Here is a 15,724-nt window from a genome sequence, read left to right as displayed (position 1 = left end):
GGTCACACACCCTATCGAACGTTGCGCGTAGCCATCACACGCTTCAGTATTTCAATGTTCTCCAGGGCTTTACCCGTGCCCAGGGCTACCGTGTACAGAGGCTCCTCTGCCATCAACACAGGTATCCCGGTCTGCTCACTCACCAGCTTGTCAAGGTTGTGCAACAAGGATCCGCCGCCTGCCAGAACGATCCCCCGGTCCATGATATCCGCTGCCAGCTCCGGGGGCGTCTTCTCCAGGCAGACCTTGATCGCCTCTACAATGCTCGCCACCGTCTCGGCAAGCGCAGCCTGCACCTCTTCCGCAGTGATTTCCACCGTCTTGGGAAGCCCGGTCACCAGGTCGCGGCCGCGCACTTCATAGGTTTCCTTCTTACCATCCAGAAGGGCAGAACCGATCTTAATCTTGATATCCTCGGCAGTTCTTTCACCAATCATCAGGTTATAAACGCGCTTGATATGCTGGACGATGGCCTCATCCATTTCGTCGCCGGCGATGCGAATGGACTTGCTGGTGACGATTCCCCCCAGCGAGATAACGGCCACTTCAGTAGTACCCCCACCGATATCGACGATCATATTCCCGGTAGGCTCGTAAACCGGCAATCCAGCCCCAATGGCAGCGGCCATGGGCTCTTCGATCAGGTAAGCCTCTTTAGCGCCCGCCTGGAGGGAGGCCTCTCTGACCGCCCGCTCCTCAACGGCGGTTACTCCTGAGGGCACGCTGATAACCACCCGCGGGCGCACCAGCAGGTTGTTTTTCTGGAGGGCGCGGCGAATAAAGTAGCGCAGCATGCTTTGAGTAACATCAAAATCGGCTATAACCCCGTCCTTCATTGGCCTGATGGCAACAATGTTGCCCGGCGTCCTCCCGATCATCTGCTTGGCTTCTTCTCCCACCGCCAGAATCTCCCCGGTATCCCGGCGGATGGCCACCACGGAAGGCTCCATAAGGATGATTCCCTTGCCCTTCAAGTGTACGAGGGTATTGGCAGTTCCCAAATCAATCCCCAAATCTCTGGTAAAAAGCACGATATTAGCTCCTTCCTTACAAAATAAGGAATCAAATCAGACCCTTTTCCTTGAAACTGACGAAAAGATGATCCCCAATAATAATATGGTCCAGAACCTCGATCCCTATCACTCTTCCGGCATCGGATAAGCGGCGCGTGATCTCGATATCCTCGCTGCTGGGTGTGGGATCACCGCTGGGGTGGTTGTGGACGAGGATTACACCGGCAGCACTGCGCTGCACCGCACACTTGAAAACCTCTCGCGGGTGCACCAGAGAGGAATTAAGGCTGCCTATGGAAACCGTTTCCACACCCAGAACCCTGTTTTTGGTGTTGAGAAGAATAACCCGGAAGTGCTCCCGGTCCAGGTAGCACATCTCCTCCATAACCAGATTGGAAGCCTCTTGGGGGCTCCGGATCACCGGCTTGAGGTCAGGCTCCAGGCAGAAGAGGCGCCTCCCCAACTCTAAAGCCGCCTTAACCTGGGCAGCTTTCGCCAGGCCGACCCCCTTGATGCTGCAGAGCTCGTCAATGGTCGCCTCTGCCAGGAAGCGCAGGCCGCGCGGCTCCAACAGAATGCGGTGCGCCAGCTCCAGGGCGGACTCCTCCTGAGTCCCCGTGCGCAGGATGATGGCAAGCAACTCCGCCGCCGACAGGGCGCCGGGGCCCACCCGCCTCATCCGCTCCCGCGGCCTCATATCCTCAGGCATACTCTTGATGGTCAGACGGTATTCAGGTTCGGGCACAGCAACTCCACCCCGAAATCCCGAAACATGGCCGCTAGCCTGCTCAACGGCAGGCCGACCACGTTGAAATAGCACCCGTTGATGCTTTCGACGAGCAACGCTCCATACCCCTGGATTCCGTAGGCTCCGGCCTTGTCAAAGGGCTCTCCGGTGGCAATGTAACCGTCGATCTCTCTCTGGCTTAAATCGCGAAAACGAACCAGGGTGGTTACAGCCTCAGTTCTAACAAGCCCTCTGCTTTCCTGCCGCAGAACCAAACCGGTGATCACCTCATGGATGCGCCCGGAAAGCAGCCGCAGCATGCGGGCGGCATCATCCCGGTCGCGCGGCTTCCCCAGGATCTGCCCTTCGCAGCAAACGATGGTATCGGCTCCCAGAACTATCGCCCAGGGGTAGAGCCCCGCTACGTATCCTGCTTTCAAATTCGCCAATCTCAATACAAGCTCCCGCTTCTCCAGGCCGGGTTCCGGGATCTCCTCGACCCGGCTGGGGATAACCCGGAACTTAAGCCCAATCTGCTCCAGAAGCTTCTTTCTCCGGGGGGAAGCGGAGGCCAAGATAATTTCCTGCAACGCCACCATCCCTTACAGCCGCCGGTAAATTAAAAAAGCCAGAACAAACCCGATCAAGCCGATAAGATTGACCCTCACGGTAAAGCCCAACGTCAGGGTGATCACATCCAGATCGAGTGTCGTTACAGGCAGTCCGATGCTCCTCGCCGTTCCCAAAAAGCCCAGCGCCGGTGTGCCGCTCAGCACATCCCCCACCAGGCTTCCGAAAACCCCGCCGAGGACCAGCAGTATCACCAGCAACCAAGGACTTCGATAACTAGCTGATACCTTCATTAAACGCTCCTTCTTTTCGCACAAACAGCCGTTATTTGTTTAAAAGTCTAACATTTTAGACGGCAAGATACAAGGCGGGTTCCCTATTAAGTATTCTCCACTTCTGGTCGAAAACGGTGAATAACCTGCCGCAAGGTTTTTCCGGACGGCACGGCGTTATTTCCTCTTAAGGCGTCTGCCGCCGCTACTTTTCTTCGGCCACCTCCTTTTTGATCTTTCCAAAAACGAGGTTAAAGGTCAAGACCTCCAGGTGCAGGGAAAAGTCCACATTGCGCACGATGACATCCCTCGCCAGATTAAGCACATGCGGTGAAAAGTTCAGAAGGGCTCTGACACCGGCCTTAACAAGGCGCTCCCCCACCTCCTGAGCTGCGCTTGCCGGTACGGTGATAATCCCTATTTCCGCCTTCTTCCTGGCGACCACATCCTCAAGCTGGGAAACATGCAGAACCTCGATCTCACCCAAATGCTTTCCCACGATTTTAGGGTCGATATCGAAAACCCCAACGATCCGAAAACCGCGGCTTAAGAATCCCTCATAAAGTGCGAGAGCAGAGCCGAGCTTGCCTGCACCAACGATCACCGCCGACCAGCACCTGTTCAAACCGAGAATGCGCCTGATATTGGAGCTCAGTTCTCCGGTATGGTAGCCGACACCCCGCGTCCCGAATTCGCCGAAGTAGGCCAGGTCCTTGCGCACCTGGGCGGGGCTCACCCCTGTCCCATCTGCTATGGCTGCCGAAGAAACGGTCGTAATTCCCTGTTTTTCGGCTCGCTCCAGGTAGCGCGAGTAGACGGCCAGCCGCATAATTGTGGCTTCCGGTATCTTCAGCGTTTTCAATAATATCCTCCTCTCACCGCGTCCTCTGCAGTCATTCTCTTCTTCCTCCACATTTCTCAAGTGCCAGCTGCTGCTCCTGAAAAATACCTCTCCAGCAAATACGCCCTGGCATCCGCCACCATATAAAAAGAACCCGTAACGCAGACCAGGTCCTCGTTGGAGGCCTCTTTAAGAGCGGCATCCACCGCCTCGGCTATCTTCTCGATGATGAACACCTGCTCCACATAGCGCTTGGCCTCATCGGCCAGCTTTTCCCAATCCCCGGCGCGAGGGTTCAGCGGCTTGGTAATGATCACAACCGAAGCCAGGGGAGCCAGTTCGGCCACCACCTTCTCTCTCTCCTTATCACCCAGCATCCCCATCACCAGGATCAGCCTGCGGTAACGGTAAATGTTCCTGAGGGCATTCTTCAGCATCCGAGAACCGTCATGGTTGTGGGTGACATCGACGATCACCTGAGGGGCACGGGAGATCATCTCCAGCCGCGCCGGCCAGCGGCTTTTCGCCAGACCCTGTCGAAGGTGATCGTCCCCGATTCTCACCCCGTGTCGATAGCGCAGCAGTTCGACAACCCCCAGTGCCGTAGCGGCATTTACCGCCTGGTACTGTCCTGCCAAAGGCACCTTGAGATTTTGATAGAAGCCCCAGGGGCTTCTTAAGTCAAAAAGGGTGGCCTCCGGCGTTGATTCCCGCAGCTCCCAGGTTATCTCCTTTCCAACCCGCAACAGCGTTGCCCCCATCTCCCGGCACCTCTCCTCGATCACCGCCAGGGCCTCCGGATACCAGGCTGCCGTCACCACATAACCCTTTTCTTTAATGATGCCCGCCTTTTTTTCGGCGATGGCGGTAATGGTGTTCCCCAGGTAATCCATGTGATCAAAGGCCACATTGGTGATTACGGAGACCAGGGGGTTCGGCACCACATTGGTGGAATCGATAACCCCTCCGAGCCCGACCTCCAGGACCACGTAATCAACCTTCTCCTCGAAGAAGTAGAGCAAGGCCAGGGCGGTACAGACCTCGAATTCCGTAGGGTGCTCCCGCCCTTCGGCCACCATCCGCTCCAAAAGGGGTTTCAACCGCTCCATGAGGCCGGCGAAGCGCTCCTGAGAGATAGGCCGGTGATTGATCAGATAGCGCTCGGTGTAGGAGTGCAGGTGAGGGGAGCTGAAGAGCCCAACCCGGAACCCTGCCGCCTCCAGGACGCGCGATACCATCACGGCCGTAGAACCTTTCCCATTCGTCCCCCCGACATGAATGACCTTCAGCGCCCGCTCCGGATTCCCAAGCAGGCTCATCAGATGTTCAATGCGCTCTAGACCGAAATTGATGCCGAATTTCGTGAGTCCGGTAAGAAAATCGAGTGCTTCCTGGTAATTCATTTGCCGCCCGCATCCGGCAGGTGTCCCCAACAAGTTGCGTCCGCTTAAGTCACAGCGGCTTTTCCGGAAACGCAGGCTGTCACCCGCCTTTTATGATACTTTTTTCACATAACTTCCTGGGATATTCGACAAGAAAACCGCATTTCCTGCTTTAGGATGCTAATAAGAAGCTACTATAATTAATTGTTCCCACTACCGGCTGCGCTTAAAGCGCCTTGCAACGGTAACGGCATCGGTACATATTATCGGATAACAATTTTCTTGCGGTCATATAACTTTTCCGTGCCGGGCAAGATAATCCCGCACCCGAACCGCAGAGGAATTCAAAACGGCATCCTCTTCGATGCCGGCCTGGACGGCTAACTGAACCGCCTCGCTGCAATCCCCGACCTGAAAGCAGATATGGGCATCGCTGTTGATGGCCACCGGCACACCGTACCGCCTGGCCAGTCTGGCCAACTCCAGACAGCGAGGGGCACTTTTGGGCCGCACCAGAAAGGAACTGTTGTTTATTTCCAGGACCTTGCCATATTCCTTGGCAGCCAAAACAACCTTCTTCAGATCGACCGGAAAACGCGGATTTCCAGGGTGGGTAATTATGTGCACCTTAGGGTTACGAAGGGCAGCAACCATCGCCCTGGTATTTTCTTCCACCGAATGGCCAAGATACCCGGCATCAGCGTGAAAACCGGCCAGGACTATGTCCATTCGGTCCAGCAGTTCCTCCGGGAGATCGACGCCCCTGACATCATCAACAATATTCGTTTCCACGCCCCTGAGCACTCTTACCCCTTGAATTTCTCTCGGCCAAATGGCCATGTTGAAAAAATATTCAAGATCTGGTCCACCTGGCATCCGGTTGTCGTGGTCAGTAATAGCAAGCATCTTCAAGCCCTTCTCCCGGGCAGTCGCCACCATTTCATTTAGAGTGCTGTATGCGTGTCCGCTGGCAATGGTATGAGTATGCAGATCCGCCTCCAGTTTCATGCTCAGTCCCTCCTCCCGTTATTCTGCTCCCGCTCCGGCCTGCTGCACAAAACCGCTGCCAGTTCCTGAGGTGTGGACACGAGATAATCCGGAGAAACGCTTTCTAACCTTTCCCGGTCATGCCAGCCCCAGGCAACACCAACGGTAAGAGCCCCCGCCTCCCTCCCTTCGACAATATCTCCTACGGTATCTCCGATATAGTAAGCAGGGAAAATGGAGTAAAGCTGCATAACCCTGCGGATCTTTTTTACCTTACTCTTCTCGAGTTCGGCTCCTATGACATCCTCAATGCAAGTAATCCCTCGTTTTTTTAAAACATTCCGCACCTGCTCTGAAATATTCGAGGTAATGATGACAATCTTATGTCGGCCGGCGATCAACCGAAGGGCCTCGGCCATCCCCTCAAAGAGGGGAATTTCCTCAAGATGGTTCTCAGCAATGGCTTCATAATCCCTAATGATCTTGTCCACCTTCCATTCCGGAAGCCCCAGCTTCATCATTTGTTCATAGCAGTTGCCGTCATGCAAAATTGCCAGGTCTTCCTTAGTATTGATACCATAAAAGCCGTTTGCCCGGCATGCTTCCGCGAAATCGCGCGCCACCTGATCGAAGGAATCAACAATAACTCCGTCATAATCGAACATCGCAAGGCCCATCACAATCCTCCTCATTCACTGCAGCCGATACATCCTAACCCTCACATCCGGTCTTTCTCATAACTGCTATAAAAATACAGCAAGTTCACCCGCCGGTCTGCCGCTCGACTCCCGATTCCAGGCCGGACAGGACGACGGCTCGCTTCGGGACAGCTCTGGGATGCTGCGTAACAAGTTGCCTGTCCTGTTACCCGGCCTTCCATAGGTCGCTCGCCGGTAGACCCGCCGGGTATTTTTCGTTCCTCTTTTGGTGCCGCTGATGGCGGCATGTTAGTCTACTACCACTTATAATCACACCTTCTCCTCAGTTTGCCCCCCGTTTGCTTCATAATCCATTTTAAACAATCAAAGATGCTCTTTCGATAGGTACGAGAATTAATCCGAAGAAAATCTCTTATAATTAATAAGATAGCCCCTCCTCACGGTGAGGAGGGGTTTTAATAAGGGGGGGTTGTTATCTCTCAAAGACGGAGTTAGAATTCGAACTTCTTCTGGCGGTAGGCCTTCAGATAGTTGACGCAGTATTCGTCCCTCCCGGCAAGGGCTTCGGCGGCGATGAGATTGGCCATCATCTGCTTGTCGAGAGGGTTGATGATGAGGCTGTCCAGCCCTTTGGCCACGGCCATGACGGCAAAGTTCTGGTTCAGAAGCTTCCGCACCGGCAATCCGTAGGAGATGTTGGAGAGCCCGCAGATGGTGTGAACCCCTTGGAATCTCTCCATGATCTCTTCGACTGCATTGAGAAACTCCACCCCAAAGGTGCTCTTCGTGGATACCGGCTGAACCAGGGGGTCAACGTAGATGTTCTCCAGTTTGACGTTGTTCCGCACCAGGCCGTCGATCAGCTTTTCGGCGATTTTCACTCTGTCTTCTGCGGTCTCCGGCATCCCTTCGTCGCTCATGCAGAGGGCCACAACTTTCAGGTCCGTCCCCGCCACGATGGGCAGAAGGGCGTCGTAGCGGTCCTTTTCCAGGGAGATGGAGTTGATCATGGCCGTTCCTTTATGCACCGCCAGCCCCCTCTCGATCACTTTGGGATCGGGGCTGTCGATGCAGCAGGGCGCATCCACTTCTTCCTGGACGTTCCTGATCAGCCATTCCATGTATTCGGCTTCTTTGCCCACGAAGATGCCGGCGTTGACGTCGATGTAGTCCGCTCCGGCTTCATACTGGTCCCTGGCCACTTTCTTGATGGCTTCCACGTCCTGTGCCTCTATGGCCGCGGCGATGGGCTTGCGGCTGGCGTTGATCAGTTCACCTACGATCAGCATTGGAATCCTCCTTCTCTCTGCTCTTTCCGGAAAGCAGTTATACTACTTAAAAACATCATCAACAACAAAGCACTTGGCTGTCATGAAAATACGTTTCGGTTTATCCTTGCGCTTGCTCCCGGATCTTTCGGTTTAACTCGCCCTAAGACTCGTCGATAGATAAGCAGCCGACCGGCTCCTATGCGCCTACCCTGGCACAGAGTCGCCTATCTCGACATCCTGTCTCGATTCGGCTGCCGTTTGTTGCTCCTTCGTCAAGGGTGAGTAACAACCCCCGTCAGGTCGCTGCGCCGGCAAGGATAAACCCTTTTTTCGTTCCTCTGTTGGTGCCGCCCCAGGCGGCGTGAGGGTCTGCCATAACATAACTTTACCACTTGCAATCCCCGGGGACAATACCTGGGAAGTGGGAACGGATCTTGGCGTCCAGTTCTGCCGGGAAGCGGGCGGGATTGTCCTGCATGAGAATCTTTTTGGCCTCTGCCAGGGCGCGGGCATGAGAGTCGGGGCGCCCTTCTTCCTCCCAGTGCCCGCGCCCCTGCCGGTTCGCCACCTTCGGCAGTACTGCTGTCGTTTTCATGTTCTTGAGCGTATGCATCTTGTCCATATAGTTCCCACCGGGTCCGACTTCCTTGATGAGATCCAGGCACATATTCTCCTTGCTGAATTCCATACCTCTTGTGATTCGCTTTAACATCAAGGCTATCTCATTATCGATAACCGCTTTGGCATAGTCAAAGGTCATCAGACTGCTTAAGAGTCCACCCATATTGAAAAGATCTGCTCCGGCCAGCAGAGCAGCGGTGACATTCATCCCGGTTTCATACCCGGACTGTGCGTCATTACAATGGGAGTTAGTAAGGCCGATATAGCCACCGGAGGGAACATTGTAGAATCTTGCCATCTCCGTGTGTGCCATCTGAAGAATACCGGTTTCGATCGCTCCGGGCGCATAGTCCCCTGTCCGCATATCCGCGACGGTGGATAGAACCGCATATATCATCGGAGCTCCCGGGCGGATTGATTGAATCAATGTACTTAGAGCAAGGAACTCGGCGTTGCCCAGCACCAGAGTCCCCATCAAACTCATAGGTGCGGACATCCCGGCATTAGGAACAATCGTCCCGTATACAGGGAGTCCCTTCTCGGTGAGGTAGATTATCGCTTCAGTGGATTCCACATCCATCGTGAGTGGTGAAACCACCGGGCAGTAGTGATGGTTGATAAATGGCCTTTCCATATATGCTTCTTTGCTCCCCGCGATGATCTCTCCCAGCTCCAGTACCATTTCTAGATCCTTAATGGTCGGTGTGTTGCTTCTCACCGGCTTCTTGCAGTTTTTCAAGGCGGGGTAGAAGCGGGAAAGGGCAAACTGGCCCTCAGGAGCGTCATCGGCAAGCGTAGAGATGGAAAAGACATCAAAGCCCGGCAGTTCGTTGATCAGATGGGCAATGTTGGCAATGTCGGTAGATGTCGCCCTTCTTTCCTCGCCGGTCTTGGGGTCAATAATATTGGGAGCAGAACTCCCGGTTACGATTACCGGCCTGTCATCGGGGAGGACGACATCATATTGAGGGTCTTGAGCAATGAATTTATAGTTAGGAACAAAAGAGCTCCGACAGTCCTCAACTACCTGACGCGGGATCTTAACCAGAGTCGTCTGGTTATCCACCCGGCATCCGCGCCGGGCAAAAACACTACGTGCCTTCTCATTGCGCACCAACAAACCAACATCTTCTAAAATCTCCAGGGAAGCCTCATGTATTTGTTCTATTTCCTCTGGAGAGAAGAAGCTTGCGAACCGGTACATAGTTCTCTCATCCCTTTCTCAAGGTTATTCCTGGAGACCTCGTGCTCAGGATCTCAAAATGACCCCGCTTAACATCTCTCGCACAGTTAACCCTGATTATTTCGCCAGCAACACAACTAAATTGCTTCAACCATGTCCAAAATCTCCTGGCGGTGCTGCTCAACCCAATTCATACACTTGACCTGGTGCTGTAGATATGCCAGGTATTCATATACATTAAGGCTTAGGTCATCATAATAAGAACGCAGACACCAGAATATCAAATAGATGTTACCGGCGTTCAGCATTTCCGGCAAATACCGCTTCTCCGTCTCATTAAGAGGAGGGAGGCCACCCAGTTCCCGCAGTTTCTTCTGATAGGCCTGCAAAAAGACCTTGCAGCGATCCAGGTGGAGAACCCCATCCAATTCGTCCACCCAAGAACTGCAGCAATAAACAAGAGCCAACCCTATCTCGAATATTCGCAGATCGATCTTAGACCAATCAAAATCGAATATTCCCACCACTTTATTATCTTTGAATTTTAGGTTACCAGGATGAAAATCACAGTGTATGGGGTTAAGCGGCATCTTGGCGACATCTTCAGCAGGGATCTTGATCTTATTGATGACATCAAGGATGGCAGGCAAATTTTTCTTAAAGTAATCGTGGAACCGGTTCTTAATGTCCATTGCTGCATAACTTTCAAAGAGCTTTGGGAGCGTAGGCAGCAAGTCCAGAATTTTTAGCTCCACCCTTTCCAGCCCCTGGGGATCGAAATTGCGTACACTGTTGTGAAAAACAGCCAGAACTTCAGCTGCGCTCTCATATTCTTCATCTGTGCACTCGTTCTCTACCCAGGTGTACTTGTCTTCTCCCTCCAAGAAATCATAAACAGCGAAGTACCAGTCTTGCGAGTTATCATCCAGACCTTCTGTCAATTTGACAAAGGTCCGCCCATTTTTCGCGGGTATGAGCCCGGCAGCGATACTCAGCCCGTTAGCCCTTGCACAGGTGATAAGATTATGCTCCAGCATAATTTCTTTTTCCTCAATATCCTTTTTGTACTTGCGCACAAAGTATCGATATCTTTTCCCCTCTTTTTCGGTATAGATCCCGAAACTCCGGTTAATATAGCCACCGAAGATCTCAAAAACATCGGTCACTTTCCCAATGTCATAATATGTCTCCACCAACTCCTTGATCTGACTGTGCAGGAAGGAATGTTCCAGGGTGGGAATCAGATCCTCGACCAGACTGTGCAACTTTAGGCCGTAACCGAGCAACTTAAATGTTTTATCCGCATCCAGCAGCTCCAGACGCCGCATTCTACTTGCATCCAATGTCCCTTCCCCCTTCTTATTAATAGAAAAAGATAAATCGCCAACTCTAAGAGCACCCATCATGGACGGCGACAAAAGCCGTTCATTAATTTAGGGTTGTGGAGACTGCGATGATCCCCCATCAGCGGTGCTGCTTCCAGAATTTCCAGAGGGTGTTCCAACCGATAGCTTCCCGGTACTACCTGTCAGAACACCCCTTCCTTTCATTACTTCCAGATAAACTAAGCAACCCCCATCAGCTTTTTGCAGAGCTCCGTTGCCGATGCAGCCTCGGGTGCATAACCGTCTGCTCCAATCTGATCGGCGTAATTCTGAGTAACAGGAGCGCCACCAATGATGATCTTCACCTGATCACGCAAACCGGCCTCTTCAATGGCCTCGATGGTCTCCTTCATATAAGGCAGAGTTGTGGTGAGCAACGCCGACATCCCCACGATATCCGGTTGATATTCCTTTATGGCATTCACAAATTTCTCGGGATCAACATCAACACCCAGGTTTATCACTTCAAATCCGGCGCTTTCCACCATCATTGCCACCAGGTTCTTTCCTATATCGTGAAGGTCACTCTTAACCGTACCGATCAATAACTTACCTGCCGATTGCACCTTCCTGCCGGCAAGCCTGGATTTGACTAGCTCCATACCGGAGCTCATAGCCTTGGCACACATCAAAACTTCTGGAACAAACATATCACCGGCTTTGAAGCGCTCTCCCACAGTGTTCATTCCTACAATCAGGCCCTGATTGATGATCTCCAGCGGATCAATGCCCGATTCTAACAAGCTGGCGGTCAAATCTTTCACCTTATCAACATTTCCCTCGATGACGCCCTGAGCCACATCATTCATCGATGCCATATTTCTTCCTCCTCAAAATGAACTTCTTATTTAACCAAAGAAAACAAGGAGCTCACTCTATCCCTCGCAAGAACCCTTATCTTGATACACCAACTCATCCACTTTCCACCAATTCCTTACCCCCGGCTGCAAAACCGCTCTCTCACTGTTACACTCCACCTGGCTTTTTGAAGCGAAAGATGCCTGATGTACCTGTAACGAATACTGTAACCAGACGCCTCGAGATCTACCCCCTCCTTTCGTAACAACCTTGCGAGCGAAGTAATTATTCTCTCTGTAATATTTTTCTATATAGCCTTAATTACTATTTCCATCAGTAGCCTTAAGCGTTGCAAATTAAGTATAAAAATGAGCTCCGGGGCCAATTCAAGAACAGCGCTCTATTTGCTCTGGCCATCCCGGTGCATTGGAGTCAAAATTCCCTGCATTAAATTCACTAACTCCTGATCCCTTTAGGCCCCGGAAACAGAAATCGCTGCACCATCAACTCGCAGAGCATTCACGGGACCGGCGTACAATAAAGCCGGGCAGCATAAAATGAACAGCAAGAAATACTGGGAATGCTGGCAGCTCGTTGTGGTTTTCACGAACGGAGCGCTCAGAAAGCGCTAAAACTTTAAAGTTGTTTCTGAAAGAGGCTCCGCTGCATTTTTCATCAGAGCTCCGACTTTCCCTCTCGAAAGCAACCTAAACTCGCCCGCTCTGGTGAAGACGTCCCAACACTCCGAACGAATCAGCGGGGCGGTAGAAGAGTTCTCTACTAAATATATTATAGTTACTTCTAGAAATATTGCAACACTCTTTCTTGACACTATATTTCACGGAGTACTCTTATAAAAATAAATTCGAAAGGTCGGCTGCAGAAAGATCACCGCAGTCGACGAAAGCTGTACTCGTTCGGGTTAGCGTTAGCTGGAAAGGCGAGGCAGTCTGAAGTTTTCCCGTACCTGCGGGAAGCAGCAGCAGATGTTATAAGTGGCTGGTGAAGAAGGACGGGCAGAAAGAGGGAAAAGACCAACAAAAAAGCCCCCTCTTCATTCTGAGCGGGGCTTATTATTACTCCAGATAATCTTTGAGCTTCTTGCTGCGGCTGGGGTGGCGCAGCTTGCGCAAGGCCTTGGCCTCGATCTGGCGGATGCGCTCCCTGGTCACCTTGAATTTCTGTCCGACCTCCTCCAGGGTGCGCGCCTTGCCGTCCTCCAGGCCGAAGCGGAGGCGCAGAACATCCCTCTCCCGGGGGGTTAGCGTCTCCAGCACTTCCTCCAGCTGCTCCTTGAGGAGGATGAACGACGCCGCCTCCGCAGGTGCCAGGGCATCCTCATCTTCGATAAAGTCCCCCAGGTGGCTGTCTTCTTCCTCGCCGATGGGGGTTTCCAGGGAAACCGGCTCCTGGGCGATCTTCATGATCTCCCGCACGCGCTCGACGGGAATATCCATCTCTTTGGCGATCTCCTCGGGCATGGGATCCCTTCCCAGCTCCTGCAGAAGCTGACGCTGAACCCTCACCAGCTTGTTGATAGTCTCCACCATGTGCACCGGGATGCGGATGGTGCGCGCCTGATCGGCTATCGCGCGGGTAATGGCCTGCCTGATCCACCAGGTGGCATAGGTGCTGAACTTATATCCCTTCCGGTAATCAAACTTTTCCACCGCCTTGATGAGACCCAAATTGCCTTCCTGGATCAGGTCGAGAAAAAGCATCCCCCTGCCGACGTAGCGCTTGGCGATACTCACCACCAAGCGCAGGTTGGCTTCGGCCAGCCGGCGCTTGGCCTCTTCGTCACCCTGTTCGATCCTCTTTGCCAGCTCGACCTCTTCCTCTGCCGTCAGCAAAGGAATCCTGCCGATCTCCTTAAGGTACATCCGGACGGGATCATCGATGGCTATACCTTCGGGGATAGAGAGGTCGACGTCAGCCTCCTCCTGCGCCTCCCCGTTCTTACCTACCGCCGCCTCCTTGCCGTCCGGGCCGACCTCAATTCCGATGGCCCCGAAATGCTCATAAATGCTGTCTATCTGCTCAGGGCTCAGGTCGAAGCCCTGCAGAGTGTCCATGATCTCCTGGTAGGTGAGGCTCCCTTTTTGCTTCCCGCGCTCAATCAAGTCTTTCACTGCATCAATTCTTGATTGTTCCTCATTCACGTGTTTTCCCTCCTTTCCTGGCGCGACTTAAAATCCCTACCAACATCGCCTAACCTTTTAGTGTCTCCAATTCCTCATATAGAGAATGTAATTCTGCCAGCAGTGTTTTAATTCCTTCCTGTCTCCCGTTTTTTTCACATTCATTTAAAGCAGCCTGTTTTTCCCCGATCTTTTGGGAAAGCTGCTCCTTTCTTAAGACCTTGAGGTAATCCTCCAGCATTTTTTCCTGCTGCTGTTTGCTCAAGGAATGCTCTACCCCGCCCATTAAAATCCCGGCCAGCTCTGCCTTGTCCCCATCCTCAACTCTGTCCAACAGTTCGGCCGGGCTCTCCCAATCCAAACCTTCGAAGAGCCTGATGTAATACCCCAGCCTGTCGGTGAAAACGGAAAACCCTATTTCACCCCGAACCCGTTCCCAGATGCGGCGGTCCTGACACATAAGTCGAAAAATCCCGGTTTTTGCCGCATCTAATGCCGTAAGCCTCCTGTTTTCGAAAGTTTGTTTGCTTTGTTCCATATTATATCTATTATTCTCATTTTTATCCTTCTGAACCCGCCTTTTAGCCAGATGGCGCATAAATTCCAGGCGTACCGCCTCCTCGGAGGTATTCAGCCTCCTGGCGATCCCCCTGAGGTAACCCTCACGCACCACGTGATCGGAAATGCGCTCCAGATCTGCCATCAATTCCTTAACAATCTCCGCCTTCTTGAAAACATCCCTCAGGTCAGAGTCGCTGAGAAGCCGCTCAAGCTTGAACTCGAGAAAGGGAACGGTGCGTTTTTCTAGAGCCTCTCGGAAGGCCTCCCTCCCTTTTAATCGCAGAAACTCATCGGGATCTTTGGCATCCGCCATATCCAGCACGTAGACCCTGCCACCCAGTTCCTGGAGGTAGCCGGCGCTCCGCATGGCAGCCGCCGAACCGGCGGCATCCCCGTCGAAGGCCAAAACCACCTCATTGGTGTAGCGCAGCAGCAGCCTTGCCTGATCCTGGGTGAAGGCCGTACCCAAAGAAGCAACCGTATTGGTAAAACCGTTCTCCTGGGCAGCGATGCAGTCCATGTAGCCCTCCACGACGATCGCCCTCCGCTGCTCCCGGATGGCCGGCAGGGCCAGATGCAGCCCGTAGAGATTGCGGCTCTTGCTGAAAACGGGGGATTCCGGAGAATTCAGGTACTTCGGCTCCTCATCATCCAGCGCCCGTCCGCCGAAGCCCAGGCAGCGGCCGCGGGCATCATAGATGGGAAAAATGATGCGCCCCCGGAAACGCTCCCTCAACACGCCGTAATGCTCCGTAAAGAGACCGGAAGCCACCAGCGCATCCCCGTCATAGCCGTTCTCCTTAAGAAACCCCTCCAGCCCCACGCCCGGCGCAAAGCCCAGGCAAAACCTCTCCCAGGCAGAGGGCCGAACGCCGCGCCCCAACAGGTACTCCCGCGCCACTTCTCCGGCTGCCTCGTGCATTAATATTCTATGATAATACCTGGCGGCATGACTGTTTAAGCGGCTGTGCCTTTCCTTAAGGCTCCATTCCTTGCCGGCTGTTCGGGAACGGGGTACTTCCAGACCGCACCTCCGGGCCAGGGTCTCTACGGCCTCCGGAAAGGTAAGCCCCTCTATCTTCATCAAAAAAGAAAAAACATTCCCCCCCACACCGCAGCCGAAACAATAGAACATCTGCTTGCTGGGAGACACCGTGAATGAGGGGGTCTTCTCGCGGTGGAAGGGGCAGAGGCCTACATAATTCTGCCCGCTTCTCTTCAAAGGAACGTATTCACCGACCAAATCGACGATGTCCGTTCTGTTGCGGACATCGTCGATGAACTCTTCAGGTACAGGACCAGGCATATATCCC

The 15,724-nt window shown here is 53.1% G+C and carries 14 protein-coding genes; all 14 read right to left on the bottom strand.

Annotation, left to right across the window (positions count from 1 at the left end; translation table 11 throughout):
* Window positions 1–11 precede the first annotated feature (11 nt).
* The 14 genes from TPH_RS03020 to dnaG all read right to left on the bottom strand — a co-directional run bounded on the left by TPH_RS03020 (window position 12) and on the right by dnaG (window position 15,717).
* Window positions 12–1,031: a rod shape-determining protein gene (locus TPH_RS03020; RefSeq protein ID WP_015049752.1), complete on the bottom strand. Its 1,020-nt coding sequence runs from the start codon at window positions 1,029–1,031 to the stop codon at window positions 12–14.
* 31 nt (window positions 1,032–1,062) lie between these two features.
* Window positions 1,063–1,722, bottom strand: coding sequence for a RadC family protein (gene radC, locus TPH_RS03015; RefSeq protein WP_037999542.1), 660 nt, complete (start codon window positions 1,720–1,722; stop codon window positions 1,063–1,065).
* 11 nt (window positions 1,723–1,733) lie between these two features.
* Complete coding sequence (locus tag TPH_RS03010; RefSeq protein ID WP_015049750.1) at window positions 1,734–2,339, bottom strand: Maf family protein; 606 nt, start codon at window positions 2,337–2,339, stop codon at window positions 1,734–1,736.
* A gap of 3 nt (window positions 2,340–2,342) precedes the next feature.
* Window positions 2,343–2,603, bottom strand: coding sequence for a DUF4321 domain-containing protein (locus TPH_RS03005; protein WP_015049749.1), 261 nt, complete (start codon window positions 2,601–2,603; stop codon window positions 2,343–2,345).
* Window positions 2,604–2,787: 184 nt separating this feature from the next.
* A complete protein-coding gene (locus tag TPH_RS03000) occupies window positions 2,788–3,444 on the bottom strand; it encodes a redox-sensing transcriptional repressor Rex (protein ID WP_015049748.1) in 657 nt (218 codons plus the stop codon).
* 56 nt (window positions 3,445–3,500) lie between these two features.
* Entirely contained in the window at window positions 3,501–4,826 is a 1,326-nt protein-coding gene (locus tag TPH_RS02995; protein ID WP_015049747.1) for a bifunctional folylpolyglutamate synthase/dihydrofolate synthase, read from the bottom strand.
* 267 nt (window positions 4,827–5,093) lie between these two features.
* Window positions 5,094–5,813, bottom strand: a complete 720-nt coding sequence (locus TPH_RS02990; protein ID WP_015049746.1) for a phosphatase — start codon at window positions 5,811–5,813, stop codon at window positions 5,094–5,096.
* Window positions 5,814–5,815: 2 nt separating this feature from the next.
* Complete coding sequence (locus tag TPH_RS02985; RefSeq protein ID WP_015049745.1) at window positions 5,816–6,469, bottom strand: HAD family hydrolase; 654 nt, start codon at window positions 6,467–6,469, stop codon at window positions 5,816–5,818.
* Between the two features lie 473 nt (window positions 6,470–6,942).
* On the bottom strand, window positions 6,943–7,740 hold the full coding sequence (locus TPH_RS02980) for a methyltetrahydrofolate cobalamin methyltransferase (protein ID WP_015049744.1): 798 nt from the start codon (window positions 7,738–7,740) through the stop codon (window positions 6,943–6,945).
* Between the two features lie 367 nt (window positions 7,741–8,107).
* Window positions 8,108–9,547, bottom strand: a complete 1,440-nt coding sequence (locus TPH_RS02975) for a trimethylamine methyltransferase family protein (RefSeq protein ID WP_015049743.1) — start codon at window positions 9,545–9,547, stop codon at window positions 8,108–8,110.
* Window positions 9,548–9,663: 116 nt separating this feature from the next.
* On the bottom strand, window positions 9,664–10,869 hold the full coding sequence (locus TPH_RS02970; protein ID WP_015049742.1) for a phosphotransferase: 1,206 nt from the start codon (window positions 10,867–10,869) through the stop codon (window positions 9,664–9,666).
* 221 nt (window positions 10,870–11,090) lie between these two features.
* Window positions 11,091–11,729, bottom strand: coding sequence for a cobalamin B12-binding domain-containing protein (locus TPH_RS02965; protein ID WP_015049741.1), 639 nt, complete (start codon window positions 11,727–11,729; stop codon window positions 11,091–11,093).
* A 1,056-nt stretch (window positions 11,730–12,785) separates the two neighbouring features.
* Complete coding sequence (gene rpoD / locus TPH_RS02960) at window positions 12,786–13,871, bottom strand: RNA polymerase sigma factor RpoD (RefSeq protein ID WP_015049740.1); 1,086 nt, start codon at window positions 13,869–13,871, stop codon at window positions 12,786–12,788.
* A 49-nt stretch (window positions 13,872–13,920) separates the two neighbouring features.
* Complete coding sequence (dnaG, locus tag TPH_RS02955; protein WP_015049739.1) at window positions 13,921–15,717, bottom strand: DNA primase; 1,797 nt, start codon at window positions 15,715–15,717, stop codon at window positions 13,921–13,923.
* Between the last annotated feature and the right edge of the window lie 7 nt (window positions 15,718–15,724).

Origin of the sequence: Thermacetogenium phaeum DSM 12270 (assembly GCF_000305935.1) — a bacterium.
GTDB lineage: Bacteria > Bacillota > DSM-12270 > Thermacetogeniales > Thermacetogeniaceae > Thermacetogenium > Thermacetogenium phaeum.
This window is presented reverse-complemented; position numbering and strand designations above follow the sequence as displayed.

Coding starts and splice junctions, on each gene's coding strand:
- radC (WP_037999542.1), bottom strand. CDS start 1,722: ATGCCTGAGGATATGAGGCCGCGGGAGCGGATGAGGCGGGTGGGCCCC.
- TPH_RS03010 (WP_015049750.1), bottom strand. CDS start 2,339: ATGGTGGCGTTGCAGGAAATTATCTTGGCCTCCGCTTCCCCCCGGAGA.
- TPH_RS03005 (WP_015049749.1), bottom strand. CDS start 2,603: ATGAAGGTATCAGCTAGTTATCGAAGTCCTTGGTTGCTGGTGATACTG.
- TPH_RS02995 (WP_015049747.1), bottom strand. CDS start 4,826: ATGAATTACCAGGAAGCACTCGATTTTCTTACCGGACTCACGAAATTC.
- TPH_RS02990 (WP_015049746.1), bottom strand. CDS start 5,813: ATGAAACTGGAGGCGGATCTGCATACTCATACCATTGCCAGCGGACAC.
- TPH_RS02985 (WP_015049745.1), bottom strand. CDS start 6,469: ATGGGCCTTGCGATGTTCGATTATGACGGAGTTATTGTTGATTCCTTC.
- TPH_RS02980 (WP_015049744.1), bottom strand. CDS start 7,740: ATGCTGATCGTAGGTGAACTGATCAACGCCAGCCGCAAGCCCATCGCC.
- TPH_RS02975 (WP_015049743.1), bottom strand. CDS start 9,547: ATGTACCGGTTCGCAAGCTTCTTCTCTCCAGAGGAAATAGAACAAATA.
- TPH_RS02965 (WP_015049741.1), bottom strand. CDS start 11,729: ATGGCATCGATGAATGATGTGGCTCAGGGCGTCATCGAGGGAAATGTT.
- dnaG (WP_015049739.1), bottom strand. CDS start 15,717: ATGCCTGGTCCTGTACCTGAAGAGTTCATCGACGATGTCCGCAACAGA.